The sequence below is a fragment of the Phycicoccus jejuensis genome (assembly GCF_000720925.1).
Lineage (GTDB): Bacteria > Actinomycetota > Actinomycetes > Actinomycetales > Dermatophilaceae > Phycicoccus > Phycicoccus jejuensis.
In genome coordinates, this window is record NZ_JOEE01000001.1 from 486424 (window position 1) to 512898 (window position 26475).

The following is a 26475-nucleotide window of genomic DNA, read 5'->3' on the forward strand; positions in this document are numbered from 1 at the left end:
GGTCGGTGAGGTGCCGGCCCACCTGGCCGTCCCCGCGGGCGAGGGCCCGTGGCCGGGGCTCGTGCTCGTCCACGAGGCCTTCGGGCTCGACGGGAACATGCGCGTCCTGGCGGACCGGATGGCCGGGGCGGGGTTCCTCACCCTGGCCCCCGACCTCTTCTCGCGCGGGCGCCGCTCGGCGTGCCTCCGGGCGACCTTCACGGCGCTGCGGCGCGGCCACGGGCCGGCGTTCGACGACGTCGAGGCCGCCCGCGCGCAGCTGGTCGGTGACGAGCGCTGCACCGGCCGGGTCGGCGTCATCGGCTTCTGCATGGGCGGGGCCTTCGCGCTCGCCCTCGCGCCGCGCCCCGGGTGGGACGCCGCGTCGGTCAACTACGGGATGCTCCCGAGCACGCCGGACGCCCTCGACGGTGCCTGCCCGGTCGTCGCGAGCTACGGCGGCCGCGACCGCAGCCTGAGCGGCGCCGCCGAGAGGCTCGAGGTGGCCCTGGCGGCCCGCGGGGTGCCGCACGACGTCCGCGAGTACCCGGGCGCGGGGCACTCCTTCCTCAACCCCACCGACTCGGCGCCGTGGTGGATGGCCCCGGTGACGCGCCTGGTCCTGCACGCGGGGCCCGACCCCGTCGCGGCCTCCGACGCCTGGGAGCGCATCGACGCCTTCCTCGCCGAGCACCTCGGCGCCCCGGCGCGCTAGACGACGCGGCCCCGGTCCACCCAGCGGGGAAGGAGGCCGTCCGGGTCCTCGACGACGCCGCCGCGGTTCCACAGGGCCAGGTGCAGGTCGACCGCCGGACCGGCCAGCGACGCCGCGCCGTCCGGCGCCCCGACGCCGGGCGTGAGCCGTCCGGTGGTCGTGGCGTCGGTGCCCACGCCGACGAGCCACCGGTCGCCGGTGTCCGCGGCCGAGACGAGCGCCTCGTACGGGTCGCCCTCCGCGCGAGGGCCCCTGCCGCGCCGCGGCCAGAAGCCGACGAGGAGCTCGTCGACCGCGTCGGCCGCCACCGCGGGGGTCCACCAGGCGTCGGCCGCCGTCGGTGCCCGCCCCTCGCGGGCGGCGAGCACGTCGAGCGCGTGCACCGCGGTCTCGTGGTGCTGACGCCGGGCCCAGAACAGGCGGGCCGGCGGCGCCTCGCGCAGGAAGGTGAAGGCCTCCAGGTCGTCCGGCGCGTCGTCGAGCGTCGCCAGCAGCTCGTCGGCGCCCGCGCGCAGCCAGGCCGTCACGTCCGGTGCGGCGCGCCCCTCCGGCTCGAGGTCCGGGATGTCGACCGTGCGCGGGTCGCCGCCGCGCAGCATGGCCGTCGCCCACCGGTGCACGGCACCCTGGTGCACCAGCAGGTCACCGACGGTCCAGTCGGGGCAGGTGGGGACGGCGGCTCCCGGGTCCGTCTCGCCCGCCCACCGCACGAGGCGGTCGGTGGCCTCTGCGAGCCCGGCGAGGTGGGTGTCGAGGTCGACGGCGGCGGTCACCGCGCCAGTGTGCCGCTGCGCCGGGCGCCGGCGCGAGGGGGCGTCCGGCTCAGGCGAACTGCCAGGAGCGCTTGCTCAGGCCGAACCAGAACCCGTCGATGACGCTCGTCCCGGCGGTGTCGCCGTGGACCGACGCCGCACCGAGCGCGACGTAGAGCGGGGCCCAGTGCTCGGTGCGCGGGTGGGCCTCGCGGGCCGCGGGGGCCTTGGCGAGGAAGTCGAGGACGGCGTCGACGTCACCGGCCGCGACCGTCTCGGCGGCCCAGTGGTCGAACTCCGCGGACGGCGTGGGTGGCGCCGCGTCGGACCCGGCGCGCGGGTCGAACCAGCCGAGGTTGTGCGTCGTGAAGCCCGACCCGACGATGAGCACGTTCTCGTCGCGCAACGGGGCGAGGCGCCGGCCGAGGTCGAAGAGGCGGTGCGGGTCGAGGGTCGGCATCGAGAGCTGGACGACCGGCACGTCGGCGTCGGGGTACATCTCCTTGAGCGGGACGTACGCGCCGTGGTCGAGGCCGCGGGTCGGGTCCTGGTGCAGCGTCTCGCCGGCCGGGGCGAGCAGCCGGGCCACGGACCGGGCGACCTCGGGCGCGCCCGGGGCGTCGTAGGTGACGTCGTAGTAGCGCTGCGGGAAGCCCCAGAAGTCGTAGGTGAGCGGCACGTCGCCGCTCGTGGCCGACACCGAGACGGGCGCCTGCTCCCAGTGGGCCGAGACCATGAGGACGGCGTCCGGGCGGGGGAGGTCCGACGACCAGCCGGCCAGCTGCGAGGTCCACAGGGCGTCATCCGCCAGGGGCGGGGCGCCGTGGCTGAGGTAGAGCACGGGCGGGCGGCTCGACGCGGTGGTGTCGGTCATGGCGGTCTCCTCGGACAAGTTGTTGAACATTCAACCACATGCCGCCCGCCGGTGTTCCCTACTCCGCGTCGTGGACGAGGATCGCGACCTGCGTGCGGTTCTCGAGCCCGAGCTTGGTGAGGATGCGCCCGACGTGCGCCTTGACGGTCGCGACGCTCAGGTGGAGGGCGCCGCCGATCTCGAGGTTGGTCTGCCCGCGCCCGAGAGCGAGCGCGACCTCACGCTCCCGCTCGGTGAGGGCCGAGAGCGCCCGTCGGGCCCCGGCGCGCCGGCGCTCCACGACGTCCCCGCCGTCGCGCCCGGCGACCGCCGCGATGAGCGCGGTCGTCGCGCGTGGCGAGAGGGTCGGCTCGCCCGCCGCCACCGCGTGCACGGCCTCGACGAGGCGGGCCGGCGGCGTGTCCTTGAGGAGGAAGCCGTGCGCGCCGACCCGCAGCGCCCGCAGCACCATCTCGTCGGCGTCGAAGGTCGTGAGGACGAGCACCTTCGGGGCGTCGGGCAGCGCGAGCAGGTCGCCCGTCGCGGCGATGCCGTCGCGCCGCGGCATCCGGATGTCCATGAGGACGACGTCGGGACGCGTGCGGCGCACGAGGTCCGCGGCGTCGGCGCCGTCCGCCGCCTCGCCGACCAGCTCGAGGGCCGGGTCGCCACCGAGGATCATCGTCAGGCCGGCGCGCACCAGCGGGTCGTCGTCGACGAGGGCGACCCGGACGGTGGCGGTGCTCATGCCGCCCACGGTAGCGAGGCCCGCACGACGAACCGGCCGTCCTCCGGCCCGTGCCGCAGCACCCCGCCGAGGAGGTCGACGCGCTCGTGGAGGCCGAGCAGCCCGAGCCCGGCCCCGGGCAGCGCCGCCCCGGCGCCCAGCGGCACGGGGTTGCTGACGACGACCTCGACCGCGCGCCCCGCCCGCCCCTCGATCGAGACGGTGACCGGGCACCCGGGGGCGTGCTTGCGCGCGTTGGTCAGCGCCTCCTGCACGAGCCGGTAGACCGTCCGGCCGGTCGTCGCCGGGACCTCGTCCTCGGTCCGGTCCTCGAAGGTGAGGCGGGTCCCGGCGGCCCGGGCCTCGGCGACGAGGTCGGGCAGGTCGGTGAGCCCCGGCTGCGGCCGTTCCGGCGCGAGGGTGGCGTCGACGGCGTCGGCGCGCAGCACCCCGAGGACGTCGCGCAGGTCGCGCAGCGCCAGGTGCGCGTTCTCCTCGATGGTGCGCGCGGCCTCCGCCTGCTGCTCGGGCGCCAGGTCGGTCCGGTAGGTCAGCGCACCCGCGTGCATCGCGACGAGGCTGATGCGGTGGGCGAGGACGTCGTGCATCTCGCGGGCGATGCGGGTCCGCTCGGCGGACCGGGCCGCCGCGACGCGGGCCTGCTGCTCCCGCTCGCTCGTCTCGGCCCGGTCCCGGAGGGTGACGAGGTGGTCGCGGTCGGTGCCCACGGACCACCCGACGGCGAGCACGACCGCGACGAAGAGGGACACGACCAGCGCGGCGGCCCAGAGGGGCAGCGGGCTCGGTTCCGGGTACACGGCCTCGAAGACGAGCGCGGCCACGACCGTGGTGCCGCCGACGAGGAGCAGCTCGCGAGGGCGGCGCCGGGTGGCGAGCGAGCAGAGGGCCAGCGTCGCCGGCCCGAAGGCCATCGGCGAGACGGCGGTCAGCGCGGCCGTCGCGAGCGCGACCGGCAGCGGCAGCCGACGCCGCGCGACGACGACGAGGACGACGAGGAGCAGGCAGAGCACGGGGTCGCCGACGAGCACCCAGACGGTCAGTGGGTGCTCCTCGAACCCGGCGTCCTCGAGCGACTCGAGCGTGAGGACCCAGAGGGTGAGGCTCGCCAGCAGGACGACGACGACGCGCCACGCGTGGCCCCACCAGGAGAGGCGGGGGACGGGCGTCGCAGGAGGCATCCGGCCACTCTAGGAGCGGCCGGACGGTCGCCGCGTCGGCCGGAGGTCCACCCCGGTCCCCCACGGATGTAGACCGAGGTCTACCCCGGAGCAGACCGCCGGGCGATGCGGCGCACCCCGGCCCGCGCCGAGGCTGGAGCCATGATCAGAGTCGAGAACCTCACCAAGCGCTACGGCCGCGTCACGGCCGTCGACGGCGTCACCTTCGAGGTCCGGGCGGGGTCGGTCACCGGCTTCCTCGGCCCCAACGGCGCCGGCAAGTCCACCGTCATGCGGATGCTCACCGGCCTCACCCCGCCGACGAGCGGGCGCGCCACCGTCCTCGGTCGCGACTACCGCGACCTCGTCGACCCGGGCTCCCGCGTCGGCGTCATGCTCGACGCGTCGGCCCAGCACCCCGGCCGCACCGGGCGCGAGGCGCTCGTCCTCGCCGCGCTGACGATCGGCGTCCCGCGCAGCCGCGTCGACGACGTCCTGCGGCTCGTCGGGCTGAGCGACGACGAGGCCGGCCGGCGCGTGCGCACCTACTCCCTCGGGATGCGCCAGCGCCTCGGCCTCGCCGGGGCCTTCCTCGGCGAGCCGGAGGTGCTCGTCCTCGACGAGCCCGCCAACGGCCTCGACCCCCAGGGCATCCACTGGATGCGCACCCTGCTGCGCGGCTTCGCCGACCGCGGGGGCGCGGTGCTGCTCTCCTCGCACCTGCTCCACGAGGTGCAGGCCGTCGCCGACGACGTCGTCGTCATCGGCCGCGGCCGGGTCGTCGCCAGCGGTGCGGTCGCCGAGCTCGTCGCCGGCGAGGGCACCCGCGTCTCCTCCGAGGACGACGCCGCGCTCGCCGCGGCCCTCGAGGCCGCCGGGCACGACGCGACCCGGACGCCCGAGGGGGTGGTCGTCGACGTCGAGCCCGCCGTGGTGGGCCGCACGGCGCTCGCCGCGGGGGTGGTCGTCACCGACCTGCGCCCGCACGGCGCCCAGGGCCTCGAGGAGCTCTTCCTGCGGCTGACCGCCGACGACGCGCGGGAGGTGGCGGCGTGAGCACCGTGACCCGCACCCCCGAGGCGCCGTCGCCTGCCGCGTCCCCGGCGCCGGGCCGCACCGGGCGGCCCGGGGTCCCGCTCGCGCGGCTCGTGCGCGTCGAGGTCCGCAAGCTCGTCGACACCCGGGCCGGCCGCTGGCTGCTCGGTGTGACCGCCGGGATCGCCGTCGCCCTCGTCGTCGCGTTCCTCGTCTGGGGCTCGGCGAAGGACTCGGGCTACGCGGGCCTGCTCGGGCTGGCCGCGTTGCCGCTCTCGGTCCTCCTGCCGGTCCTCGGCATCATGGCGGCCACGGCCGAGTGGTCGCAGCGCACCGGGCTCGTGACCTTCGCCCTCGAGCCGCACCGCGGCCGGGTCGTGGCGGCCAAGGCGCTCGCGTCCGTCGTCCTCGGCCTCGTCGTCCTCGCGACGACGGCCGCCGCGGTGGCGCTGGCCCGGCTCGTCGGCTCGTTCGTCCGGGACGGGGCCACCGAGTGGCGCGTGCCCGGTGCGCTCGCCCTCGGGCTTGCGCTCGCGCTCCTGGTCTTCCTCGTGCAGGGCGTCGGGTTCGGGCTGCTCTTCCTCAACACGCCGCTGGCCATCGCCGCGTCGTTCGTCCTGCCGGTGGCCCTGAGCATCGTCGGCGGGCTCACCGAGGGGGCGCAGCGGGTGACCGCGTGGGTCGACCTCTCGCTCGTCACCGAGCCGCTCATGGCCGGGACGATGCGGGGCGAGGACTGGGCGCACCTGGGCACCTCGGTCCTCGTCTGGGTGGTCCTGCCGTTCGCCGTCGGCACCTGGCGGGTGACCCACAAGGAGATCGCCTGAGAGGTCGGCGCGGGTCGCGTCGCGGGTTTCCGCGAAACGACCCGCGCCGCCCCCGTCGCGTGCCCTAGCGTGAGGGGTACCGGTCGGGCTTGTAGGGGGCCCGGCCTCGCCGAAAGAGCACCTCGTGACCGACCAGCTGCAGCGTCCCGCGCCGTCCACGACCACCGAGCACGTCACGAGGGGCCTCGCGCTGGCCCTCGTCGCGGTCACGTCCTCGTCCGCCGCCGCGGTGACGCTGCGGGGGCTGCCGTCCGTCGTGCCGCTCGTCGCGGTCCTCGTCGCCGTCGCGGCCTGCGTGGCCTACACGCTCGGCGCCGGCACCGCCCCCCGCCGCGGGATCTCCGCGCTGCTCGTGGTCGTCGCCGCCGGGCTCTGGGCCCTGGGCTGGGCGACCGCCGGCACCAGCCCCGTCCAGACGCTCGTCATCGGCCTCGTCGCCGCCGCGGCCGTCCTCGCGCAGCTGCACCGCAGCCACCGCTGACGCCTCACCGGCGCCGCGCCGCCGGTGACCCGGGTGTGCGACGGGACGCCTGCGGGCGCTACCGTCGGGCCGTCACCACGTCCGAGCAGCGACGAATCCGCTGCACGTGGCCGACGGAACAGGCAGGTGTGAGGCATGGCATCCGGACGCAAGCTCGTCATCGTCGAGTCCCCGGCGAAGGCGAAGACCATCGCGGGCTACCTCGGCAGCGACTGGGACGTGGAGGCCTCGGTCGGCCACATCCGTGACATCCCGACCCCGAGCGAGATGCCGGCGGAGATCAAGAAGGGCCCGTTCGGCAAGTTCGGGGTCAACGTCGACGACGACTTCGACCCGTACTACGTCGTCGACGCGGACAAGAAGAAGAAGGTCCGCGAGCTCAAGGCCCTCCTGAAGAACGCCGACGAGCTCTACCTGGCCACTGATGAGGACCGCGAGGGCGAGGCCATCGCGTGGCACCTCTTCGAGACCCTCCAGCCCAAGGTCCCGGTCAAGCGGATGGTCTTCCACGAGATCACCCGCGAGGCGATCCAGCGGGCCGCCAACCAGACCCGCGACATCAACGTCGCGCTCGTCGACGCCCAGGAGACCCGCCGCATCCTCGACCGCCTCTACGGCTACGAGGTCTCGCCCGTGCTCTGGCGCAAGGTCAAGGCCGGCCTGTCCGCCGGCCGCGTACAGTCCGTCGCCACCCGCCTCGTCGTCGAGCGCGAGCGCGAGCGGATGGCGTTCGTCCGCGCCTCGTACTGGGACGTCGACGCCGACGTCACGCCCGGCGCCGACGAGGACCTCTTCACCGCGCGCCTCACCGGGGTCGACGGCAAGCGCGTCGCGACCGGCCGTGACTTCGCCGACGACGGCACCCTCAAGGGCGAGCGCTCCGTGCAGCTCGACGAGGAGCGCGCCACCGGCATCGCCGAGGCGCTGCGCACCGCCGAGGTCACCGTCGCCGAGGTCTCCGAGAAGCCGTACACGCGCCGCCCGAGCGCCCCGTTCACGACGAGCACCCTCCAGCAGGAGGCCTCGCGCAAGCTGCGGCTCAACTCCCGCAACGCGATGCGGGTGGCCCAGCGGCTCTACGAGAACGGCTACATCACCTACATGCGGACCGACAGCACCGCGCTGTCCGACACCGCCCTGACCGCCGCCCGGCAGCAGGCGCGCGAGATGTACGGGGGCGACTCCGTGCCCGACGCGCCGCGCCGCTACGAGAAGAAGGTCAAGAACGCGCAGGAGGCGCACGAGGCCATCCGCCCGGCCGGTGACCGCTTCCGCACCCCGGCCCAGGTCGCCGGCGAGCTGCGCGGCGAGGAGTTCCGCCTCTACGAGCTGATCTGGATGCGCACCGTCGCCTCGCAGATGGCCGACGCCCACGGCTCCACCGCGTCGGTGCGGCTCGCGGCGACGCTGCGCGAGGGCGCCCCGGCCCGCGAGGTCGAGCTGTCCGCCAGCGGCACCGTCATCACCTTCCGCGGCTTCCTCGCCGCCTACGAGGAGGGGCGCGACGACGCCCGCACCCGCGACGACGACGAGCGTCGCCTGCCCAAGCTCGGCGCCGGGCGCCGCCTCGACGTCAAGCGCGCTGAGGCGAACGGCCACGAGACCTCGCCGCCCGCCCGGTACACCGAGGCGACGCTCGTCAAGGCGATGGAGGAGCGTGGCATCGGCCGGCCCTCGACCTACGCCTCGACGATCGGCACCATCCAGGACCGTGGCTACGTCTCCAACCGCGGCTCGGCGCTCGTCCCGTCGTGGCTCGCGTTCGCGGTGACCCGCCTCATGGAGGAGCACTTCGGACGGCTCGTCGACTACGACTTCACCGCCTCGATGGAGGAGGACCTCGACGCCATCGCCCGCGGCGACGAGCAGCGCGCGGCCTGGCTGCGCCGCTTCTACTTCGGCGATGAGGCGAGCTCGGCCGAGGGGCTGCGCTCCCTCGTCGAGGACCTCGGCGACATCGACGCCCGGGCCATCTCGACGATCGACATCGGCGACGGCGTCGTCGTGCGCGTCGGCCGCTACGGGCCGTACGTCGAGGAGGTCGTGCCCGCCGGCGTGGACCCGTCGACCGGTGAGGTCACCGACGCCGCGGCCGCGGACTCCGCTGCGGCACAGCCGCGTCGCGCGACCATCAACGACGACATCGCCCCCGACGAGATGACGCCGGCCATCGCCCGCGAGCTGCTCGAGCGCGCCGCGGACGACGGCCGCGTCCTCGGCCAGGACCCCGGCACCGGGCGCGACATCGTCGCCAAGGCCGGCCGCTACGGCCCCTACGTCACCGAGGTGCTGCCCGAGGAGGAGCAGGGCAAGGGGAAGTCGAAGGTCAAGCCGCGCACCGCCTCGCTCTTCAAGGACATGGACCTCGGCACGATCGAGCTCGACACCGCGCTGCGGCTGCTGTCGCTGCCGCGCGTCGTCGGCACGAGCACCGAGGAGGACGGCAGCACCGTCGAGATCACGGCGCAGAACGGGCGCTACGGGCCCTACCTCAAGAAGGGCACCGACTCGCGGTCGCTGACGAGCGAGCAGCAGCTGTTCGACATCACGCTCGAGGAGGCGCTGGCGATCTACGCGCAGCCCAAGCAGCGCGGGCGGGCCGCGGCCAAGCCGCCGCTCGCCGAGCTCGGCACGGACCCCGTGTCGGGCAAGCCGGTCGTCGTCAAGGACGGGCGGTTCGGGCCGTACGTCACCGACGGCGAGACGAACGCGACCCTGCGCAAGGACGACGACCCCGAGAAGATCACGCCCGAGCGCGGGTACGAGCTGCTCGCCGACAAGCGGGCCAAGGGTCCGGCCAAGAAGACCGCGCGCAAGACGGCCAAGAAGACGACGACGAAGAAGGCCGCGACGAAGAAGACCGCGACCAGGAAGACCGCCACGAAGAAGGCGGCGACGAAGAAGGCCTGACCGATCGTCCGGACCCGGCCCCGCCTGCCCCGTCAGCGGAGTCGAGTGCGGAAGCGGCTGCCCCGGCGACCGCGTCCGCCCTCGACTCCGTTGGAACTCCACCCTCGTCGAGGTCGAGTGCGGAAGCGGCTGCCCCGGCGACCGCGTCCGCCCTCGACCCCGATTGCGGCGGAAGTTACCGGCCAGTAGCCTCGACGCATGGCCTTCGACCCGCAGACTCTGACCACCGCCTCGCCCGCCGAGTTCGTCGCGGCGGTGAAGCGGGCCTCGGACGGCGAGATCCGCGACGCCTTCGCCGGCGAGCACCGCACCGCGATGCTCGACGCCGTCTTCGGCCGCTTCCCCGAGCAGTTCCGGGCCGACAAGGCCGGTGACCGCGCCGCGCGCATCGACTTCCGGGTCACCGGCGGGCCGGGGGACTCCAGCGACACCTACGCCGTCGTCGTCGACCACGGCACGTGCACCGTCGAGAAGGCGCCGACCGCCGAGCCCGACCTCTCGCTCATGGCCGGCCCGGTCGAGTTCCTCAAGCTCATCTCGGGGACCGGCAACCCGGCGATGATGTTCATGATGGGCAAGATCAAGGCCCGCGGCGACCTCGGCCTCGCGACCGCCCTGGCGAACTGGTTCGAGACCCCCAAGGCCTGACGCCGGCCCGCCCCCGACGCACCACACGTATCGGGTGACCCGATACACCTGCGCTTCACCCGGGAACCGTTCCGGGGTGAAGCGCGCCCGTATCGGGTGACCCGATACGCGAGTGACGCGTGGGGTGAGGACGTCGTCGTCGCTGCGGGCGATCCCGGTGGCGTCGCGACGTAGCGTGGCGGGTATGTCCCTCGTCACGAGCTCCGGCTACGCCCACGTCCGCCTCACCGTCACCGACATCGAGCGCTCGGTCGACTTCTACGACCGGGTCTTCGGCTGGCCGAAGGCGGTCGACGCACGCGAGCACCAGGGTGAGCCCGGTCTCGAGGACGCCCCCGAGAAGTTCTACGGCGGCGTCGTCTACCAGACCCCCCAGGGCACGCTCTTCGGCCTGCGGCCGGTCGGGTCGCAGGCCTTCCGCTCCGACGTCACCGGCCTCGACCACGTGAGCTTCGCCGTCGACTCGCGCGCCGACCTGGACGGCGCCGCCCGGGAGCTCGACGGCGCGGGCATCACGCACGGCGAGGTCGTCGAGCTGGCCGACGCCGGCATCGCGATCCTCTCCTTCCAGGACCCGGACGACGTCAACCTCGAGCTCACCGCGCCGCTGTCCTGAGCCCGTGCCCGAACCGGCTTGACCCTCACGCGACGTGAGGCCCCACGGTGGTGCCATGACCACGACGAGCCAGCACACTGCAGGGATGGAGCTGACGGTCGGGCAGGTCGCCGAGACCTTCGGCGTCACGGTGCGCACGCTGCACCACTACGACGCCATCGGTCTCGTCGTCCCCTCCGGCCGCACCCCCGCGGGCTACCGCCTCTACACGGACGCGGACCTGGCCCGGCTCGCGACCGTCGTCACCTACCGCCGGCTGGACCTGCCCCTCGACGAGGTGCGTGCCCTGCTCGACGGCGAGGGGACGGCGGCGGAGCACCTGCGCCGCCAGCGCGCCGTGGTCGTGTCCCGGCTGGGCGAGCTCGAGGAGCTCGTCCACGCCATCGACCGAGCACTGGAGCGAGAGATGACCGAGCAGCCCGCCACGACCGAGGACCTCAAGGAGCTCTTCGGGGACGCCTTCGGCGACGACTACCCCCGGGAGGCGCAGGAGCGCTGGGGCGAGACCGACCAGTGGGCGCAGTCCAGGCGCCGCACCGACGGCTACACGAAGGCCGACTGGGAGGCGGTCAAGGCCGAGCAGGACGCCGTCAACGCCGAGCTCGTCGCCGCGATGCGGGCCGGCGAGCCGCCGACCTCGCAGCGGGCGATGGACGCCGCCGAGGCGCACCGGGTGCAGATCGAGCGGTGGTTCTATGACCTCGACCACGCCTTCCACCGGGGCCTCGGGGACATGTACGTCTCCGACCCGCGGTTCACCGCCACGTACGAGGAGCAGGCGCCGGGGCTCGCGCAGTACGTGCGCGACGCCATCCACGCCAACGCCGACCGGCACGAGCGCCCGGCCGGCTGAGGCCCGCCCCACCCGTCGAGCGCACAGGACACGCCGCCCGCACCCCGGTGCCGGCGGCGTGTCCTGCTGCGTCGAGCGGGGGAGGCCAGCAGGGGAGGTACTAGGACCAAAGCCCGATGGTGGGTGTCCATCGGTCACGGGCACCGTTCTCGTCATCGGGCCGACGAGCGGCCCACCTCAGCCCAGGAGCACCCCATGATCCGCACGCAGTCCCTGTCCCGGGTCGCCGCCACCGCCGCGGTCGCCGCCGCCCTCGTCGCCGGCGCCGCCCCCGCCACCTTCGCGAAGGCCCCCGAGTCCAAGGCCTCCGGCACCTGCAGCCAGGGCGCCACCTGGAAGCTCAAGGCCAAGGCCGACAACGGCCGGGTCCAGGTCGAGCTCGAGGTCGACTCCAACCGCAACGGCCAGAGCTGGGCGTGGACCCTGCGCGACAACGGCACCCAGGTCGGCTCCGGCACCGCGGTCACCGTCGCACCGAGCGGCTCCTTCACCGTCGCCCGCCGGATCGCGAACCGCGCCGGCACCGACACCATCACCGCCGTCGCGACGCACGCCGGGCAGACCTGCTCCGCCCGAGTCGTCTTCCCCGGCTGACCCCACCTGTCACACTCCACGAAAGGACCAGGACCGTGCGACGCATCGCCCTCATCACCCTCGGAGCCGCCGTGGCCGTCACCCCCGCCCTGCTGGGCGTGCTCGGCAACGCCTCCTTCGCCGAGCGGCTGCCCGTCCGGGCGCCCTCGAGCGCCACCTCGAGCCCCTCGCCGTCGGCCACCTCCGACGACCCGGCCACGCACGACGCGGGCGACGACCACGGCGGTGACCGCCCGCGCGGCACCTCCGACGACCCGGCCACGCACGACGCGAACGACGACCACGGCGGTGACCGCCCGCGCGGCACCTCCGACGACCCGGCCGACCACGACGCGAACGACGACCACGGCGGCGACCGCGCCCGGTCGGGCGAGGACTCGAGCAGCTCCGGCCACCGCTCGGGCCACCAGCGCTCGGGGGGCAGCAGCTCCAGCGGCAGCAGCTCGACCAGCGGCAGCTCGCGGGGCGGCTCCGACGACAGCGGGTCGGACGACTCCTCGTCGAGCGGCTCCTCGGGCCACGGCTCCGACGACTCCGGCTCGGACGACTCGGGCCGCTCGCGGCACGGCGGCGACGACGGCTCCGGCCACGACGCCGGCGACGACCACGGTGGGGACGCGGGTGGGCACGGATCCGACGACTGATCCCACGGTCCCGTCCCCGGTCGAGGTCCCTGCCCCGGCCGGGGGCGCTCCGTGCCCGGAACCGGTGTGGGTCACGGTCTCCCGACCTGCGGCGATCGACGCCGACGACGGCCCCGTGCACCCGCGCCGGGTCCTCGCCCAGCTCGCGCTCGGTGTCCTCGCCGCCCTCCTGCTCGTCGGCGTCCTCGGCTCCCTCGCCGCCCGGCAGCTCGCCGAGCGGGAGGCCGTCAACGACGCCGCCTCGATGGCCGGGGTCATCGCCGAGGCGGTCGTCCAGCCGGCGATGACCGAGGAACTGATGGCCGGCGACCCCGCGGCCGCCGACGCGTTCGGGGCGACCCTGGAGCGCAGCCTCGACCGCGAGACGGTCGTCCGGGTCAAGCTCTGGCGCCCCGACGGCTACGTCCTGTGGGCCGACGAGCCCCAGCTCGTGGGGCGCACCTTCGGGCTGGACGAGGGGCAGCGCGAGGCCCTCGACGGACCCACCACCGTCGCGGAGGTCTCGGAGCTCGACGCGTCCGAGAACCAGTTCGAGAGGGGCGACCGGCTCGTCGAGGTGTACCGCCCGGTGTGGATGCCGGACGGGCAGACCGCGCTGTTCGAGATCTACGTCTCCTACGACCCCGTGGCCAGCCGCACCGGCGAGCTGTGGCGCGGCTTCGCCGGGGTGACGGCCAGCAGCCTCGTGCTCTTCGTCCTCATCGTCACCCCGCTCGTCCTCGCGCTCCTCAAGCGGGTCCGCAGCGCCGAGGCGCGCCAGGTCGCCTTCCTCCAGCGGGCGGTCGACGCCTCGGAGGTCGAGCGCCGGCGCATCGCCGCGACCCTTCACGACGGCCCCGTCCAGGAGCTCGCCGCCACCTCGTTCACCGTCTCCGGCGCCTCCGCGACGGCCGCGGCCCGCGGCGAGAGCGCGCTGGCCCGCGACCTCGACGCCGCCGCGACCGCCGTGCGCGCGAGCATCCGCTCGCTGCGCACGCTGCTGGTCGACCTCCACCCGCCGAGCCTGTCGCGGGCCGGGGTGGTCGCCGCGCTGACCGACCTCGCGACGTCCGTCCGGGCCGACGGCGTCGTCGTCCGGCTCGACACCGACCCCGAGGCCGAGCTCGCCCTCACCGCCGACGCCCAGCGCCTCGTCCACCGCGTCGCGCAGGAGTGCGTCCGCAACGCCGCGCGCCACGCGGGCCCGGCCGAGGTCGTCGTGTCGCTGCACCGCACCGGCCCCGGGACGGTCGAGCTCGAGGTCCTCGACGACGGGCTCGGCTTCGACGTCGAGGCCGTCCTCGCCGACCCCGAGCCCGGGCACCTCGGGACCGCGCTGATCGCCGACGCCGCGTCGGTCCCGGGTGCGACACTGCGGGTGGCCAGCTCGCTGGGCGCCGGGACGCACTGGCGCCTCGACCTCGAGGGCCCGATGGGGGTGCGCGCATGATCCGGGTGCTCGTGGCCGACGACCACCAGCTGGTCCGGGCCGGGGTGCGCACGCTCCTCGACGCCGAGCCCGACATCACGGTCGTCGCCGAGGCCCGCGACGGCGCCGAGGCGGTCGAGTCGGCGGTCGGCACCGAGCCCGACGTCGTCCTCATGGACCTCTCGATGCCCGTGCTCGACGGGGTCGAGGGCACCCGCGGGGTGCTGGCCGCCCTCCCGGGCACCCGCGTCCTCGTCCTCACGAGCTTCTCCGACCGCGACCGCGTCCGCGAGGTCCTCGCCGCCGGGGCCATCGGGTACGTCCTCAAGGACTCCGAGCCGGCCGACCTCGTCGCGGCGGTCCGCGCGGCCGCGCAGGGGCACGTGCCCATCGACCCGCGGGTCGCGGCCGCCCTCCTGCCCGCCACCGGCGACCCGGTGCGCGACGGCGAGGCCGTCGGGCTCTCCCCGCGCGAGACCGAGGTGCTCCGGCTGGTCTCGCAAGGCCTGGCCAACAAGCAGATCGCACGGGCCCTCGGCATCACCGAGCGCACCGTCAAGGCGCACCTCGGCCGCGTGTTCCGCGAGATCGGGGTCGTCGACCGCACCAGCGCGGCCCTCTGGGCGCGCGACCACCTGCCCACCCCCTGACCCGCGCGGGGACGGCCGTCGGGGCGCTGGCCTAGGCTCGCGACGTGAGCGCACGGGACGGGGTCTTCATCGCCTTCGAGGGCGGCGACGGGGCGGGCAAGTCGACACAGGTCCGGCTGCTCGCCGAGGCCCTGCGCGCCCACGGCCGCGAGGTCCTCGTCACCCGCCAGCCCGGGGGCACCGACCTCGGGGTGGCCATCCGCGACCTCGTCCTGCACGGCGACCACGTCTCGCCGCGGGCCGAGGCGCTGCTCTTCGCGGCCGACAAGGCCCACCACGTCGACCTCGTCATCCGGCCGGCCCTCGCCGCCGGGCAGGTCGTCCTCACCGACCGCTACACCGACTCCTCGGTCGCCTACCAGGGGGCCGGGCGCGACCTCGGGGCCGCCGAGGTCCACGACCTGCAGATGTGGGCCGTCGACGCCCTCGTCCCGGACCTCACCGTCGTCGTCGACGTCGACCCCGCCGAGGGGCGCCGGCGCCGCGGCGAGGTCCACGACCGGCTCGAGGCGGAGGCCGACGCCTTCCACGCCGCGATCCGCGAGCACTTCCTCGCGATGGCCCGCGGCAACCCCGAGCGCTACCTCGTCGTCGACGGGACGCAGCCGCCCGACGCGATCCACGCGACCGTCCTCGACCGGGTCCGCGCGACCGGTGCCCTCGATGCCCTCGACGCCGCCGACGGGGGAGCGCCGTGAGCGTCTGGCGCGACGTCATCGGCCAGGAGGCCGCGGTCGCCGTCCTCGAGCGGGCCGTCCGGGACCCGGCGTCGATGACCCACGCGTGGCTGTTCACCGGGCCGCCGGGGTCGGGCCGGTCGGTCGCCGCGCGCGCGTTCGCGGCCGCGCTGCTCTGCCCGCAGGGCGGCTGCGGCGAGTGCCGCGAGTGCCGCACCGCGCTCGACGCCACGCACGCCGACGTCGACGTCATCGCCACCGAGGGGCTCTCGATCAAGGTCGAGCAGGCGCGCGACCTCGTCCAGCTCGCGGCCCACCGGCCGAGCGTCGGTCGCTACCGCGTCATCGTCGTCGAGGACGCCGACCGGCTCACCGAGCGCGCCGCCGACGCCCTCCTCAAGGCCCTCGAGGAGCCCGCGCCGCGCACCGTCTGGATGCTCTGCGCGCCGTCGGTCGAGGACGTCATCATCACGATCCGCTCGCGCTCGCGGCACGTGCGGCTGCGCACGCCGTCGGTCGAGGCCGTCGCCGACCTCCTCGTGCGCCGCGACGGCGTCGACCACTCGATGGCCCTCTACGCCGCCCGCGCCGCACAGTCGCACGTCGGGCTCGCGCGCCGCCTCGCCCGCGACGAGCACGCCCGCATCCGCCGCCACGACGTCGTGTCGATGGCCGGGAAGATCGTCTCGGTCGGCGAGGCCGTCGGGGCGGCGCAGGACATCGTCACCATCGCCCAGGAGGAGTCGGCCGCGGCGTCGGGGGAGCGCGACGCCGCCGAGCGGGCCCGCCTGCTCGAGGTGCTCGGCGCCGACCCCACCGCACGCACGCAGCCGCCGCACGTGCGCTCGCAGGTCGCGGCGCTCGAGCGCGAGCAGATGACGCGCGCCACGCGCTTCACCCGCGACGTCGTCGACCGCGCCCTCGTCGACCTCCTGTCGGTCTACCGCGACGCGCTCGTGCACCGCACCCGCGCCGGCGCCGCGCTCGTCAACGAGGACAGCCGGGCCGTCGTCACCCGTGTCGCCGAGGCGTTCACGCCCGAGCAGCTCCTCCGGGCGATGGACGCCGTCGGCACGGCGCGCGAGCGCATCGGGGCCAACGTGGCGCCGCTGCTGGCGCTCGAAGCGATGGCGCTCTCCCTGCGGCTGCCCCGCTGAGCCGACGCGTGCGCGGTTGCGGCCGATTCGTGACCTCCCCGGCGAGAAGGCTCCCATGCTGCTCGCCTAGGGTGCGCCCATGACCCCGCGCCGCCTCGCCCTCGTCGCGGGCGCCGTCGCCGTCTCCACCGCCCTCGCCGGATGCTCGGTCGTCGACGGCCTGCGCGGTCAGGGCAGCGCCCGCCCGTCGGTGTCCGTCAGCCCGCAGTCACCGCCCCCGGGCACGCAGGGGCTGGACCGGTTCTACTCCCAGCAGCTCGCGTGGACGGGGTGCTCCGGTGCCGAGTGCGCCCAGCTGACCGTGCCCGTCGACTACGCGCAGCCGACCGGGGCGACCATCGAGATCTCCGTGCTGCGCGTCCCGGCGAAGAAGTCGGGCCAGCGGCTCGGCTCGCTCGTCGTCAACCCGGGCGGCCCCGGCGGCTCGGGGGTCGACTACGCGCGTGCCGCGGACTTCATCGTCGGCAAGGACGTCCGCAACCGCTACGACGTCGTGGGGTTCGACCCGCGCGGCGTCGCCCGCTCCTCGCCGATCGACTGCCTCTCCGACGCCGGGCTCGACGCGTTCCTCGGGGCCGACCCGACGCCGGACGACGCCGCGGAGGAGCAGCAGTTCTCCGCCGGCGCAGCCGGGTTCGCCGCGTCCTGCGCCAAGAACGCCGGCCCGCTGCTCGCCCACGTCTCGACCGAGGACGCCGCGCGCGACATGGACGTGCTGCGCGCCGCGCTCGGCGAGGAGAAGCTGACCTACCTCGGCAAGTCGTACGGCACGTACCTCGGGGCCACGTACGCCGAGCTGTTCCCGCAGCAGGTGGGCCGCTTCGTCCTCGACGGCGTCGTCGCCCCCGACCTCACCTCCGCCGAGATCAACCTCGGCCAGGCCGAGGGCTTCGAGCGCGCGACGCGGGCGTGGGCGCAGTACTGCGTCTCGGAGGGCGACTGCCCCCTCGGCGACTCGGTCGACTCCGTGATGGAGGGCCTGCGCGGCTTCCTCGCCGACGTCGACGCCTCCCCGCTGCCGAAGACCGGCGACGGCTCGGTGCCGGCGCTCACGGAGGGCTGGGCCTCCCTCGGCATCGCCGCCGCGATGTACGACCAGGGCGCCTGGCGGACCCTCGTCGACGCGATGACCGACGCCGTCGACGGTGACGGCACGGCCCTGATGCAGCTCGCCGACCAGTACGCCGACCGCAACCCGGGCGGCGGCTACGCGGGCAACATCATGGAGGTCATCTACGCGGTCAACTGCCTCGACAAGCCGGAGTCCGACTCCGTCCCCGAGCACCAGGCACTCGCCGACGCCGCCGCCGAGAAGGCGCCGACGTGGGGTCGCTACCTCGCCTGGAGCTCGCTGCCGTGCGGGTCGTGGCCGTTCGAGCCGACGAACGAGCCGCACGAGATCCGGGCCGAGGGCGCGGAGCCGATCGTCGTCATCGGCACGACCCGCGACCCCGCGACGCCGTACGAGTGGTCGGTGCGCCTGCACGACCAGCTGGCCAAGGCCTCGCTCATCTCCTTCGACGGCGACGGGCACACGGCGTACACCCGCTCGAACTCCTGCGTCGACGACGCCGTCGACGGCTGGTACGTCGACGGGAAGCTCCCCGAGGACGGCCTGCGCTGCTGACCCGCGCCCTCGTTGCGGGCTACACCGCAGTACGGGTCGTCCCAGCGACACGTACTGCGGTGTAGGACGCGCTCGAGGCACCCGGGGGAGCGGCTCGGGCGGGGTGTCCGACGGGCCGATTCGCGATCGCCGCGCCGATGTCCATATACTCGTCCGGCGCGCCCGGTCCGCCGTGTGCGCACGCCGCCTTAGCTCAGTCGGCCAGAGCGATTCACTCGTAATGAATAGGTCATCGGTTCGATTCCGATAGGCGGCTCACACAGAGAAGGCCCCTCACCTGCGGAAACAGGTGGGGGGCCTTCTCGCGTTCATGCTCGCCGAGCCGCCTAGGTCGGCCATCGGGTAGGACGTTCTTCGATTGAGTTGTCCGTGGTAGACATGCGTCCTCGATCGAAGGGGTGGGGCATGAAGGTGATCGTCGGGGCGCTGGGCGTCGTTCTGCTGTGCGCGGGGTGCGGGTCGGAGCCTGAACCGGCGCCGACGGTCACGGCCACCGTCAGCGTCACGACAACCGCTACGACGACCGCCACCGTGACGGCCGCCCCCACGACGCCCGAGGTCACGCCGCCGAGCACGGAGACGACCGCGCCGAGCCGCGCCTCGTCGATCCCGTCACCGGACTCCGGCCAGAGCCGAGAGCTCCTCGCCGCGCTGGCGGCGATCGACCCGGGGCTCGGCGACGACCGGAACGTCGACCGAGCCCGTAACACGTGCCAGGCGTTGCTCGAAGGTCGGAGTGTCGACTCCATCGTCTCGATCACGCAGCAGCGCTTCGAGGGCGGCACGGTGCCCAGTCTGAGCGAGCGCCAGGTGCGCCAGATCATCAAGGTCATCCAGGACAACGGCTTCTGCGTGAAGTGACGCAGCTGCCTGCGCTCAGCGAGGCGGCGCGGCGAGCGGTTTGTCGAACCAGCGCCGGAGGCTGACGCCGAAGACGCGCCGTCCGTCGATCCGGCTCGCGGCGCCGGCGCCGGCCGCCCAGGTCTGCCACCCGTCGTCGGCGAGGGCCTGCGCCCATGCCTCGATGTCGCCGTCGCCCGGTCGCCACTGAAAGGTGCGGTAGACCCAGCCGCCCGGCCGCTCGCTGCTCATCGCAGCAGGGTAGGCGGATGATCTGACGCCCTCTCTTTATTGTCGTACGACAAGTCATGCAGTACACTTGACTTGTCAGCAACCGAGAGGAGGTAGGAAGATGGACAAAGAGATGCGCAAGATCGCCAAGGCGCTCGAGCAGCAGGGCTTCGACGTCAAGGTGACGAAGCGGGGCCACATCTCGGTGAGCAAGGACGGCCGCTTCGTGGTCGTGTTCGCCGGGACGCCGAGCGACTGGCGCTCCATGCGCAACGCCCTCGCCGCCATGAAGCGGGCCGGATTCGTCTGGCCGCCGAAGCGGTAGCGAGAAGGGCCACCGGGGGCAAGGGAACTGCCCCCGGTGGCCCGGGCGGTCTCCATCGTGACACACCCAGCAGAGACGGAGCAGAGCATGACCCAGCACTACGTCATCGAGGCCGAGACGGCCGCGCGCGACGAGGACGTCGCCGACTCGTGGATCGACGCCCTCGCACCCTGGCACGGCGTCGTCCGGGCCGGCCCCACCGGCAACCTGGTCGCCGTCATCACCCTGCCCGCCGACGACCTCCGGCAGGCCACCGCCACCGGCCTCGGCATCCTCGCCCAGGCCATCGACGACGAGGTGCTCGCCGTCACCGTCCAGCCCGAGGCGATGCGCGACGAGCGCGCCGGCTGGGCCCCGGTGCCCGAGCTCGTCTCCGTCGCCGAGGCGGCCGAGCAGCTCGGCGTCAGCCGGCAGCGCGTGCTTCAGCTGATCGATGCCGGCCGGCTGCCGACGGTGCGCGTCGGGAAGGTGCACGCCGTGCTCGCCTCGGCGCTGACGAGCTCTAGCGACTGAGCTCGGGCCACGAAGGCGCACCCTCTTGGCTGGAGCAGGAAACGCGCGCGCCGCCGAATCCCGCGCTTGTCGGTGGACGGTGCCAGCATCAGCGCTATCGTGAAGCGATGGGGCAGGCGGGAGAACGACCGATGATGACAGCCGAGACGATCAAGTACGAGCTCGAGGGCCGGGTGCTCGACCTCGGCGAGTCCGTGGGCAAGCGGCACGTCAGCGTGCGCTGGGAGCCGGCTCCTCGCATCGTCAGGGTCGGGCTGATGATCGAGCACTACGACTGGGACAACCGAATGGAGGCGATCCGGCTCCTCCGCAGCTTCGAGCGCGCGCACGTCGACGAGTTCGCTGTCGAGTACGACATCGTCCCGCTCGAGGCCGTCACCAACGAGGCCTACGCCGAAGCCTGATGGGGACGCGCAACTGGCATCTCAGCCGCGCCAAGCATCACAAGGAAGTCGCAGACCACCTCCACCGCGAGGGGTTCGATGACTGGGCGGCGGTCGCCCTCGCCTACGCGGCGCACCAGTGGGTGCACTCCGTGCTCTCCGGCGAGCCGGGGCTCCGCAAGGACGAGAGACACCCGCGGAAGCATGTCTCCCCGCCTGGCGCCGCACATGGCGGACGGGGAACGAACCAGCTCGTCGATGCCCTCTTCCCCGACGACGAGGCCATCGCCTACGCCTCGCTCTTCGAGGCTGGCCGCCGCACGAGGTACGACATCGTGAAGCTGGGCGACAACGGCTACATGCTGCTCGAGATGCAATTCAGGCAGCTGAAGAAGTACTGCGAGCACGTCAACGCTGGCCGGCCCGACCGCCGAGCCGAAGAGCCGTGATCTGGTCGGCATGACGAAGCCGCCCCCGTCGACCTCATCGGGTCGGCGGGGGCGGCTTCTCACTGCGGGCTCAGACCACCTAGGTCACCTCGTCACCTCGTCACAGACCGGCCGGGTGAAGGCGTCCGGCGCCGTCGCTGCGTCAGTCCTTGACGGAGTCGGCGACGACGACGAGACGGTCGGCGTGCCGGGCGACGTACTCCGCCTGGGGCTCGCCGGTGGGCGTCTTCGTGTCGGTGCGGACGAAGGCCGCGACGAGGGGCAGGATCGCGACGCCGGCGGCGAGGATGTCGAGGGCGTGCGAGGACTGCCCATCGGTCAGCACGCCGGCCGCCTTCAGGGCGCCGACGACGACCGCGGCCGCCGCGTAGAGCTTCGTCCAGTTGCCGGCGCGCGCCTTCACCGAGGCGAGCACGAGCGCGGCGAGGTCGACGACAGCGACGACGACGCCGACCCAGCCGGTGACGAGGCTGTCGGTCGCGACGCCGAGCGCCACGAGCAGGACGCCCACCGCGCCGAGCAGGCCGTAGAGCGCCTTCCGCTTCGCCGTGTCGAGCAGCCACGCCCCGACGAGGGTCAGGTCGAGGCGGCTCACTGGGTCACCTCCGGCGCGGCCGGGCGCACGGTGAGGGTGGCCTCGATGTCGACCGACTCGGCGAGGGCCTCCTCGAGCGCGGCCTTGACCTCGTCCTTGGTCAGGGCCTTGCCCTTGAGGGCCTGCGCCTCGGCGAGCTTGCGCGCCTGGATGGCGTTGTCCCGGGCCTCGAGAGCCCATCGCATCGACAGCTCTTCCGAGCGGGGGATGGCGACGAGCTGCTCACGCTCGCCGAGCATGGGCGCGGGCACGACCTTGGCGCTGAGCAGCGCGTCGACGAGCTCCTTGACACTGGGCATGTCGTCCTCCTGGTTGAGGTGCTGGATGAAGCGGGCGATAGGGAAGGCCCCCGGGTCGCCGTGGTCGTTCTCGGGGGCGTGCTGGTGGCCGCAGATGCCGCGTGCCGTGTTCCACTCGGTGAAGCTGAGACGCTGCCCACCCTTGGACCCGTAGGACTTGGGGTAGGGCAGGAACGGGGCGACGGCGCGGAATGGGATGCGGAAGCGCACGAGGGTGGGCCGGACGAACTCGGCGAGGGCGGAGAGCACGACGTCGTCGGCGTCGGGCCAGTAGTAGAGCTCGTCCTTGCGGGACGGGTCGCACGTCCCCATGAGCTCCAGTTGCCACACGCCGCGCCGGTTGGTTTCGACTCCGCCTGGGCGGTTGGCGAGGGACTTGCCGACGTCGGTGGGCGGGCGGTGAACACGGACGGCGATGCCCTTGCCGGGGATCGGCTTCACGGTGACGTGGGGAGCCTCACCACCACCGGCGTACGGCGGCCAGCCCCAGACCTCGGTCGTGTGGATGAGGCACAGGTCGGGGTCAGGCTGACGGCTCGCCGTGAAGACCTGCGAGGTGGTGTCGACGCTGATGGTGCCGGGCATGACCGCCTCCTGGGGGGCAGGGCTGAGACCCCGTCGGGCGACGGGGTCGGGATGGGGCGGGTCAGACGGCGCCGGGCTCGCGGTCGTGCAGCAGGCGCAGCTCGTCGGAGACGTGCGCGAGCTCGTCGGACAGCTCGGCGAGCCGGGTCTTCAGCTCGGCCACCTTGCTCTCGAGGTCGCCGATCCTCCGGTCCTTCGCGTCGGACGCCTTGCGCTCGGCCTCGAGGGAGCCCTCGAGCCGGGCGATGGTCTGGGCGTCGGCGGCGCGGCTGGTCTCGAAGGCGCGTTGCATGGCGACCATCTCGGCCTCGATCGTGGCGATGGACGAGGTCTTCGCGCGGTCGGGGGTGGTCTGCTCGTCGAGGTCGGCCGCGGCCTCGGCCCGGCGCGCCTCGGCGTTCTTCTGCCGGCGGTCGCGGACGTAGTAGATCGCGACGCCGGGGAGGCCGACCGCGGCGGATGCGCGAGCGATCCAGTCGAAGATGTCGGAGATGGTCACCGTCGCCCCCTCGAAGCGATGGCGCCCCCTGCCGTCGAAGCCAGGAGCCGGACGAGCTGGACGAGGGCGATCGCGAGGAAGAGCCCGCCGACGATCTGGGCGCGCGCGCCTGGTGAGCCGAACAGCGTGGCCGCGTAGGTCAGGCAGCCGAGGCCCACGAGCATGAGGCCGCCTCGCTCGACCGTGCGGTGTGCGCGCAGCATCCCGAACAGGACCAGCGTGCCGCCGGCGAGCAGGGTCACCGACCACATGATGAGCAGCGGCACACTGAGGACCCGGGCGATGGTCCCCGGCTCGCCGAGGGCGAGCAGGCTGGTGATGCCGACGACGATCATCGCGACGTTGAGCATGATGCGCTCGGGGTTGAGGACGAGCGGCCCGGGCAGGCGGGTCGTCACGGCGAGGGCGAAGCGTTGGGCGCGCGTCAGGGGCGGGCCGTGCTGGGGCTCGGTCACTGGGGGTCCACCTTGAAGGGGAAGCGGTTCGCGGACAGGGACTTCACGAAGCGGTCCCACGACGAGGGGGCGCAGTGCGCACGCTGCTCGGCCATCACGGCGTCGATGACCTCCTGCGTGAGCGGGACGCGGGGCGGCGGGCCGGCGAGAATCGGCATCAGCGCAGCACGTCCGCGCCGGGCTCGGTGAGCACGTCGATGCCGACCGGGCGCCACCCGCCCGCGGACGCGGCGAGGAGCTGTGCCTGGCGGACGTCGATGCGGACGGTCGCCTCGGGCGAGGTCCGCCCGAGGCTGTCGGTCACGGTGAGGCCGAAGACGTACCACGAGGCCTTGCGCGTCACCGGGAAGCGCACGCGGGGGTTGCGCGCGGCGGGGTTGGACAGCGCGACCGCGCCGGCGGTGGCCGACCGCGAGACCACGCGCCAGGCGTAGGACGCGACCGTCGCCGCACCCTTGGCCGCGCCCGTGCCGGCGAGGCGCATGGCCGAGCCGGGCTGGACGGTGAGGCCCTGCCCGGCGGTGGCCGTGGGGGAGTTGGCCGCGGCGTCGTACTCGCCCCGGATCGCGGCGATGAGCGCCGTCGCCGCCACTGTCGCCTCGCCGCGCACCTCGGCCACCATCGCGTACGGCTTGACGGCGTTCGACCCGAGGATGCCCGCGACGTACGCCGTCGGCTGCTGGGTCGCCTCGCCGTAGACGCGAGAGACCCACGCGACGCCCGCGACCATCGTCGCCTCGCCGTAGACCCGGGCGACCCATGCGGTGCCCGCCATCGGTCAGGAGCCCGTCAGGCTCAGGCGCACCCGGATGTCCGACAGCGACGTCTGCGCCGCCTGGTCGGCGGAGCTCACGGCCTGCGAGAAGGTCGCGACGCCGGCGGTGTTCACGGTGGTGAAGGCCGGGTAGCTGCGGATCAGCGTGGTGCCGTTGTAGAGGCTCACGACCATGCTGAGGGTCGCGGTGCCGGGCGAGCACTGCACGTCGACCTCGAGCTTGTTCAGCGGGGCCGCGAGGGGCGCCATCCGCACCTCGGCGACGGCCGCCGTGCCGGTGAGGCCGATCTTCGCCCGGGTGTTCGGGTCGCTGTCGGAGGTCACGCCGGCGATGGTCGTCCCGCCGTCGAAGGTGGTCCCGGCCGGCACGAGGGTGTCGGCCACGGGCCGGACGCCGACGGTCGAGGTCGCCGGGGCGAGCACGACGGTGATCATGGACGCGGTCGCGGTCGGCTGGTCGGTCGTCCACAGCACCGAGGCGACGGTGCCCGCGGTCGTCGCAGCGTCGCGCTCGGCGGCCATCGACACGAAGCCGAACGTCGCCGCGGCGGAGTCGAGGTTGCCGAGCAGGGTGTGGCCGGAGGCGATGGAGCGCGCCGAGCTCGACGTCGCGCCGTCCTTCGCGGCGTAGAACTGGACGACCTTGGCGTCGGCCGGCATGGACGCGACGGTCGGCGTGGAGTGCACGGAGGCGGTACTCGCCTCGGGGGCCGCGTTGCTGCCCGCGATCGGGCTCGCGCTCGAGGCGCCGGCGTAGACCAGCACGCGCAGGAAGGACTTCGCGGTCGAGGTCGCGGGGACGGTGATGGTCGAGCCGGCGTCCCCGGCCTGCGCGACGCGCTGCCAGACGACGTGCTGCGGGCCGTCGGTGATCTCCTGCACCGGGGACCACCCTGGCGGCGGGGAGTCCAGAGCGGTGCCGCCGACCCACTGCAGCAGCATGAGGTCGCCGACGACGGTCGTGCCCGGGATGGTGACGGACTTCGTGGAGCCGACGGTCGGGAAGTAACCGTCGTTCTTCGTGCGGAGTGCGGGAGGGGTCGCCACGGTGGTCTCCTATGCGCTGATGTCGATGAAGGCTTGGTAGGCCGCGTAGGGCTTGGACGGGTCGACGTTGATGGGCCAGCCCTGGTGCAGCGGCCCGACGGCGTCGCGCACGGTCGTGCCCGCCGTCGTGAACTTCTGATTCCAGAGGTTGCCCATCGTCGTGAAGAGCAGGACGGTGGTCGGCGGCACCGGCACGTCGAGCAGGCGCGTGCAGTAGTCGGTGATCGACTTCGCCTGTCCGCTGCCGTCGAGGTCGGAGGGGGAGAGCGGCCCCCACCCGATCGGCTTCCCGCCGCTGTCGAGCGTCGTCGTGTCGAGCGTCGCGAGCCGGGGGGCGACGCGACGCGGGGCGTTGAACTCGTCGATCCCCCAGCCGTATCCGGGCTGGGTGTAGCCGAGGCGAGCCGCGATGTCGTAGGAGTCCTGGGCCGGGAGCAGCGGCTGGTAGGAGGTGCCGTAGCCCTTGTAGCCGGTCGGCACGCCGCGAGGGTTGTCGTAGGCGTCGTTATGCCACTCCGTCCCGAGCGGCATCTCGGCGGCCGGCACGCTCTCGGAGTCCTTGAGGTTGCCCGCGTCCCACGACGGGTTGATGACCGGGACGATCCGGCCGGCGCCGTTGTCGCCTTCGATGATCGCCTGCGCGAGCAGTCGGTGGGACCGCTTGAAGTCGGCGAGCGAGCCGATGCCCTGCGGCCCTTCTCGCTCGGTGGTGTGGAGGTTGTACTCGTGGTGCATGACGAGCTGGACGTACCAGCCGGACGGGATCGCAGCGGCGAAGGCGCGGAACTGCTGGTAGAGCGAGGAGGCGCTCGAGGTGACCGACGCCGGGTTGTAGGTGACGCTCATGTTCACCCGACGCGACGACTCGACGCCCGCGAGGCCGAGCCCAGCTGCCCTGTAGCACAGGCCGCCCGGCTTGAAGTGGTCACCGTTGGGGTTCAGGAAGGCGCCGCCGTTGTAGCAGCGCGCCATCGGCACGCGGCCCCACCGCTGCATCTTCTGGGTGCCCTCGGAGTCGAGGGTGTTGTAGCCGAAGATCGTCTCGACGCGTGAGCTCGGCGGCTTCGCGACGACCATCTCCTCGGGGTACAGCCATCGGGTGACGCCGGCGGCGTCCTTGCCGAGCTGCTTCAGTCCGAGCCCCATGC

General features: G+C 73.8%; 33 protein-coding genes and 1 tRNA gene. 21 read left to right on the forward strand and 13 right to left on the reverse strand.

All coding sequences use genetic code 11. The features are described 5' to 3' along the window. Positions 1 to 10: 10 nt before the first annotated feature. Positions 11 to 694, forward strand: a complete 684-nt coding sequence (locus tag IG69_RS0102305) for a dienelactone hydrolase family protein (protein ID WP_245616058.1) — start codon at positions 11 to 13, stop codon at positions 692 to 694. Here the strand turns inward: IG69_RS0102305 and IG69_RS0102310 are convergent. The 4 genes from IG69_RS0102310 to IG69_RS0102325 are packed head-to-tail and all read right to left on the reverse strand — an operon-like array spanning position 691 to position 4225. Continuing rightward, complete coding sequence (locus tag IG69_RS0102310) at positions 691 to 1467, reverse strand: maleylpyruvate isomerase family mycothiol-dependent enzyme (RefSeq protein WP_084696525.1); 777 nt, start codon at positions 1465 to 1467, stop codon at positions 691 to 693. The two genes, IG69_RS0102305 and IG69_RS0102310, sit on opposite strands and share 4 nt — an antisense overlap. A gap of 49 nt (positions 1468 to 1516) precedes the next feature. Beyond that, positions 1517 to 2320 (reverse strand): dioxygenase family protein, encoded by an 804-nt coding sequence (locus tag IG69_RS0102315; RefSeq protein ID WP_030526572.1) that lies wholly within the window; start codon positions 2318 to 2320, stop codon positions 1517 to 1519. A 58-nt stretch (positions 2321 to 2378) separates the two neighbouring features. Then, on the reverse strand, positions 2379 to 3047 hold the full coding sequence (locus IG69_RS0102320) for a response regulator transcription factor (RefSeq protein WP_030526573.1): 669 nt from the start codon (positions 3045 to 3047) through the stop codon (positions 2379 to 2381). Continuing rightward, on the reverse strand, positions 3044 to 4225 hold the full coding sequence (locus IG69_RS0102325) for a sensor histidine kinase (protein WP_030526574.1): 1182 nt from the start codon (positions 4223 to 4225) through the stop codon (positions 3044 to 3046). The genes IG69_RS0102320 and IG69_RS0102325 overlap by 4 nt, the downstream gene beginning before the upstream one ends. 141 nt (positions 4226 to 4366) lie before the next feature. Between IG69_RS0102325 and IG69_RS0102330 the strand changes: the two genes are divergently transcribed. The 16 genes from IG69_RS0102330 to IG69_RS0102405 all read left to right on the forward strand — a co-directional run bounded on the left by IG69_RS0102330 (position 4367) and on the right by IG69_RS0102405 (position 19192). Continuing rightward, the gene (locus tag IG69_RS0102330; RefSeq protein ID WP_030526575.1) at positions 4367 to 5260 is read left to right on the forward strand and encodes an ATP-binding cassette domain-containing protein; all 894 of its coding nucleotides are present in this window, start codon (positions 4367 to 4369) and stop codon (positions 5258 to 5260) included. Continuing rightward, the gene (locus IG69_RS0102335) at positions 5257 to 6066 is read left to right on the forward strand and encodes a hypothetical protein (RefSeq protein WP_030526576.1); all 810 of its coding nucleotides are present in this window, start codon (positions 5257 to 5259) and stop codon (positions 6064 to 6066) included. Before IG69_RS0102330 ends, IG69_RS0102335 begins: the two co-directional genes overlap by 4 nt. A 124-nt stretch (positions 6067 to 6190) precedes the next feature. After that, a complete protein-coding gene (locus IG69_RS0102340; protein ID WP_030526577.1) occupies positions 6191 to 6547 on the forward strand; it encodes a hypothetical protein in 357 nt (118 codons plus the stop codon). Between the two features lie 135 nt (positions 6548 to 6682). Beyond that, the gene (gene topA, locus IG69_RS0102345; protein ID WP_030526578.1) at positions 6683 to 9457 is read left to right on the forward strand and encodes a type I DNA topoisomerase; all 2775 of its coding nucleotides are present in this window, start codon (positions 6683 to 6685) and stop codon (positions 9455 to 9457) included. Between the two features lie 198 nt (positions 9458 to 9655). Then, the gene (locus IG69_RS0102350; protein WP_051750066.1) at positions 9656 to 10105 is read left to right on the forward strand and encodes an SCP2 sterol-binding domain-containing protein; all 450 of its coding nucleotides are present in this window, start codon (positions 9656 to 9658) and stop codon (positions 10103 to 10105) included. 184 nt (positions 10106 to 10289) lie between these two features. After that, positions 10290 to 10721: a VOC family protein gene (locus IG69_RS0102355; RefSeq protein WP_030526580.1), complete on the forward strand. Its 432-nt coding sequence runs from the start codon at positions 10290 to 10292 to the stop codon at positions 10719 to 10721. Positions 10722 to 10776: 55 nt separating this feature from the next. After that, on the forward strand, positions 10777 to 11574 hold the full coding sequence (locus IG69_RS0102360; RefSeq protein WP_245616059.1) for a MerR family transcriptional regulator: 798 nt from the start codon (positions 10777 to 10779) through the stop codon (positions 11572 to 11574). A 195-nt stretch (positions 11575 to 11769) separates the two neighbouring features. Further along, on the forward strand, positions 11770 to 12168 hold the full coding sequence (locus IG69_RS0102365) for a hypothetical protein (RefSeq protein ID WP_030526582.1): 399 nt from the start codon (positions 11770 to 11772) through the stop codon (positions 12166 to 12168). Between the two features lie 35 nt (positions 12169 to 12203). Next, positions 12204 to 12812: a hypothetical protein gene (locus tag IG69_RS0102370; RefSeq protein ID WP_030526583.1), complete on the forward strand. Its 609-nt coding sequence runs from the start codon at positions 12204 to 12206 to the stop codon at positions 12810 to 12812. 115 nt (positions 12813 to 12927) lie between these two features. Continuing rightward, the gene (locus IG69_RS0102375) at positions 12928 to 14241 is read left to right on the forward strand and encodes a sensor histidine kinase (protein WP_157577283.1); all 1314 of its coding nucleotides are present in this window, start codon (positions 12928 to 12930) and stop codon (positions 14239 to 14241) included. Continuing rightward, complete coding sequence (locus tag IG69_RS0102380) at positions 14238 to 14870, forward strand: response regulator (protein WP_030526585.1); 633 nt, start codon at positions 14238 to 14240, stop codon at positions 14868 to 14870. The genes IG69_RS0102375 and IG69_RS0102380 overlap by 4 nt, the downstream gene beginning before the upstream one ends. A gap of 44 nt (positions 14871 to 14914) precedes the next feature. Then, on the forward strand, positions 14915 to 15568 hold the full coding sequence (tmk, locus tag IG69_RS0102385) for a dTMP kinase (protein WP_036828687.1): 654 nt from the start codon (positions 14915 to 14917) through the stop codon (positions 15566 to 15568). Further along, positions 15565 to 16704 (forward strand): DNA polymerase III subunit delta', encoded by a 1140-nt coding sequence (locus IG69_RS0102390; protein ID WP_030526587.1) that lies wholly within the window; start codon positions 15565 to 15567, stop codon positions 16702 to 16704. The genes tmk and IG69_RS0102390 overlap by 4 nt, the downstream gene beginning before the upstream one ends. Positions 16705 to 16783: 79 nt before the next feature. After that, the gene (locus IG69_RS0102395) at positions 16784 to 18331 is read left to right on the forward strand and encodes an alpha/beta hydrolase (RefSeq protein ID WP_030526588.1); all 1548 of its coding nucleotides are present in this window, start codon (positions 16784 to 16786) and stop codon (positions 18329 to 18331) included. A 182-nt stretch (positions 18332 to 18513) separates the two neighbouring features. Beyond that, a tRNA-Thr gene (locus IG69_RS0102400) sits at positions 18514 to 18587 on the forward strand. A 149-nt stretch (positions 18588 to 18736) separates the two neighbouring features. Beyond that, positions 18737 to 19192: a hypothetical protein gene (locus tag IG69_RS0102405; RefSeq protein ID WP_030526589.1), complete on the forward strand. Its 456-nt coding sequence runs from the start codon at positions 18737 to 18739 to the stop codon at positions 19190 to 19192. A gap of 15 nt (positions 19193 to 19207) precedes the next feature. On the opposite strand, the gene IG69_RS0102410 is transcribed toward IG69_RS0102405, so the two are convergent. Continuing rightward, positions 19208 to 19423 carry a hypothetical protein gene (locus IG69_RS0102410; protein WP_030526590.1) on the reverse strand — a complete coding sequence of 72 codons (216 nt, stop codon included), beginning with the start codon at positions 19421 to 19423 and terminating at the stop codon, positions 19208 to 19210. Positions 19424 to 19523: 100 nt separating this feature from the next. On the opposite strand from IG69_RS0102410, the gene IG69_RS0102415 reads away from it, so the two are divergent. The 4 genes from IG69_RS0102415 (at position 19524) to IG69_RS0102430 (ending at position 21072) form a co-directional block, all read left to right on the forward strand. Then, positions 19524 to 19727: a hypothetical protein gene (locus tag IG69_RS0102415; RefSeq protein WP_036828690.1), complete on the forward strand. Its 204-nt coding sequence runs from the start codon at positions 19524 to 19526 to the stop codon at positions 19725 to 19727. An 87-nt stretch (positions 19728 to 19814) separates the two neighbouring features. Continuing rightward, complete coding sequence (locus IG69_RS0102420; protein ID WP_030526592.1) at positions 19815 to 20240, forward strand: helix-turn-helix domain-containing protein; 426 nt, start codon at positions 19815 to 19817, stop codon at positions 20238 to 20240. Between the two features lie 131 nt (positions 20241 to 20371). Beyond that, a complete protein-coding gene (locus IG69_RS0102425) occupies positions 20372 to 20644 on the forward strand; it encodes a hypothetical protein (protein ID WP_030526593.1) in 273 nt (90 codons plus the stop codon). Beyond that, complete coding sequence (locus tag IG69_RS0102430; RefSeq protein ID WP_030526594.1) at positions 20644 to 21072, forward strand: hypothetical protein; 429 nt, start codon at positions 20644 to 20646, stop codon at positions 21070 to 21072. Before IG69_RS0102425 ends, IG69_RS0102430 begins: the two co-directional genes overlap by 1 nt. Positions 21073 to 21214: 142 nt before the next feature. On the opposite strand, the gene IG69_RS19865 is transcribed toward IG69_RS0102430, so the two are convergent. From IG69_RS19865 to IG69_RS0102470, 8 genes are all read right to left on the reverse strand, one after another. Continuing rightward, positions 21215 to 21667: a hypothetical protein gene (locus IG69_RS19865; RefSeq protein WP_036828693.1), complete on the reverse strand. Its 453-nt coding sequence runs from the start codon at positions 21665 to 21667 to the stop codon at positions 21215 to 21217. Further along, positions 21664 to 22551: a hypothetical protein gene (locus IG69_RS20795; protein ID WP_051750068.1), complete on the reverse strand. Its 888-nt coding sequence runs from the start codon at positions 22549 to 22551 to the stop codon at positions 21664 to 21666. The genes IG69_RS19865 and IG69_RS20795 overlap by 4 nt, the downstream gene beginning before the upstream one ends. 61 nt (positions 22552 to 22612) lie before the next feature. Then, positions 22613 to 23050 carry a hypothetical protein gene (locus tag IG69_RS0102445; RefSeq protein WP_030526596.1) on the reverse strand — a complete coding sequence of 146 codons (438 nt, stop codon included), beginning with the start codon at positions 23048 to 23050 and terminating at the stop codon, positions 22613 to 22615. After that, positions 23047 to 23505 carry a hypothetical protein gene (locus tag IG69_RS0102450; RefSeq protein WP_030526597.1) on the reverse strand — a complete coding sequence of 153 codons (459 nt, stop codon included), beginning with the start codon at positions 23503 to 23505 and terminating at the stop codon, positions 23047 to 23049. The genes IG69_RS0102445 and IG69_RS0102450 overlap by 4 nt, the downstream gene beginning before the upstream one ends. After that, positions 23502 to 23663, reverse strand: a complete 162-nt coding sequence (locus tag IG69_RS21970) for a hypothetical protein (protein ID WP_157577285.1) — start codon at positions 23661 to 23663, stop codon at positions 23502 to 23504. The genes IG69_RS0102450 and IG69_RS21970 overlap by 4 nt, the downstream gene beginning before the upstream one ends. Further along, positions 23663 to 24280, reverse strand: coding sequence for a PKD domain-containing protein (locus IG69_RS0102460; RefSeq protein ID WP_030526598.1), 618 nt, complete (start codon positions 24278 to 24280; stop codon positions 23663 to 23665). Before IG69_RS0102460 ends, IG69_RS21970 begins: the two co-directional genes overlap by 1 nt. 3 nt (positions 24281 to 24283) lie before the next feature. Beyond that, on the reverse strand, positions 24284 to 25327 hold the full coding sequence (locus tag IG69_RS0102465) for a hypothetical protein (protein ID WP_030526599.1): 1044 nt from the start codon (positions 25325 to 25327) through the stop codon (positions 24284 to 24286). 9 nt (positions 25328 to 25336) lie between these two features. Further along, complete coding sequence (locus tag IG69_RS0102470) at positions 25337 to 26473, reverse strand: hypothetical protein (protein WP_030526600.1); 1137 nt, start codon at positions 26471 to 26473, stop codon at positions 25337 to 25339. Positions 26474 to 26475 lie beyond the last annotated feature (2 nt).

Coding starts and splice junctions, on each gene's coding strand:
- IG69_RS0102315 (WP_030526572.1), bottom strand. CDS start 2,320: ATGACCGACACCACCGCGTCGAGCCGCCCGCCCGTGCTCTACCTCAGC.
- IG69_RS0102320 (WP_030526573.1), bottom strand. CDS start 3,047: ATGAGCACCGCCACCGTCCGGGTCGCCCTCGTCGACGACGACCCGCTG.
- IG69_RS0102325 (WP_030526574.1), bottom strand. CDS start 4,225: ATGCCTCCTGCGACGCCCGTCCCCCGCCTCTCCTGGTGGGGCCACGCG.
- IG69_RS0102330 (WP_030526575.1), top strand. CDS start 4,367: ATGATCAGAGTCGAGAACCTCACCAAGCGCTACGGCCGCGTCACGGCC.
- topA (WP_030526578.1), top strand. CDS start 6,683: ATGGCATCCGGACGCAAGCTCGTCATCGTCGAGTCCCCGGCGAAGGCG.
- IG69_RS0102350 (WP_051750066.1), top strand. CDS start 9,656: ATGGCCTTCGACCCGCAGACTCTGACCACCGCCTCGCCCGCCGAGTTC.
- IG69_RS0102355 (WP_030526580.1), top strand. CDS start 10,290: ATGTCCCTCGTCACGAGCTCCGGCTACGCCCACGTCCGCCTCACCGTC.
- IG69_RS0102360 (WP_245616059.1), top strand. CDS start 10,777: ATGACCACGACGAGCCAGCACACTGCAGGGATGGAGCTGACGGTCGGG.
- IG69_RS0102365 (WP_030526582.1), top strand. CDS start 11,770: ATGATCCGCACGCAGTCCCTGTCCCGGGTCGCCGCCACCGCCGCGGTC.
- IG69_RS0102380 (WP_030526585.1), top strand. CDS start 14,238: ATGATCCGGGTGCTCGTGGCCGACGACCACCAGCTGGTCCGGGCCGGG.
- IG69_RS0102395 (WP_030526588.1), top strand. CDS start 16,784: ATGACCCCGCGCCGCCTCGCCCTCGTCGCGGGCGCCGTCGCCGTCTCC.
- IG69_RS0102405 (WP_030526589.1), top strand. CDS start 18,737: ATGAAGGTGATCGTCGGGGCGCTGGGCGTCGTTCTGCTGTGCGCGGGG.
- IG69_RS0102410 (WP_030526590.1), bottom strand. CDS start 19,423: ATGAGCAGCGAGCGGCCGGGCGGCTGGGTCTACCGCACCTTTCAGTGG.
- IG69_RS0102415 (WP_036828690.1), top strand. CDS start 19,524: ATGGACAAAGAGATGCGCAAGATCGCCAAGGCGCTCGAGCAGCAGGGC.
- IG69_RS0102420 (WP_030526592.1), top strand. CDS start 19,815: ATGACCCAGCACTACGTCATCGAGGCCGAGACGGCCGCGCGCGACGAG.
- IG69_RS0102425 (WP_030526593.1), top strand. CDS start 20,372: ATGATGACAGCCGAGACGATCAAGTACGAGCTCGAGGGCCGGGTGCTC.
- IG69_RS0102430 (WP_030526594.1), top strand. CDS start 20,644: ATGGGGACGCGCAACTGGCATCTCAGCCGCGCCAAGCATCACAAGGAA.
- IG69_RS20795 (WP_051750068.1), bottom strand. CDS start 22,551: ATGCCCGGCACCATCAGCGTCGACACCACCTCGCAGGTCTTCACGGCG.
- IG69_RS21970 (WP_157577285.1), bottom strand. CDS start 23,663: ATGCCGATTCTCGCCGGCCCGCCGCCCCGCGTCCCGCTCACGCAGGAG.
- IG69_RS0102460 (WP_030526598.1), bottom strand. CDS start 24,280: ATGGCGGGCACCGCATGGGTCGCCCGGGTCTACGGCGAGGCGACGATG.
- IG69_RS0102470 (WP_030526600.1), bottom strand. CDS start 26,473: ATGGGGCTCGGACTGAAGCAGCTCGGCAAGGACGCCGCCGGCGTCACC.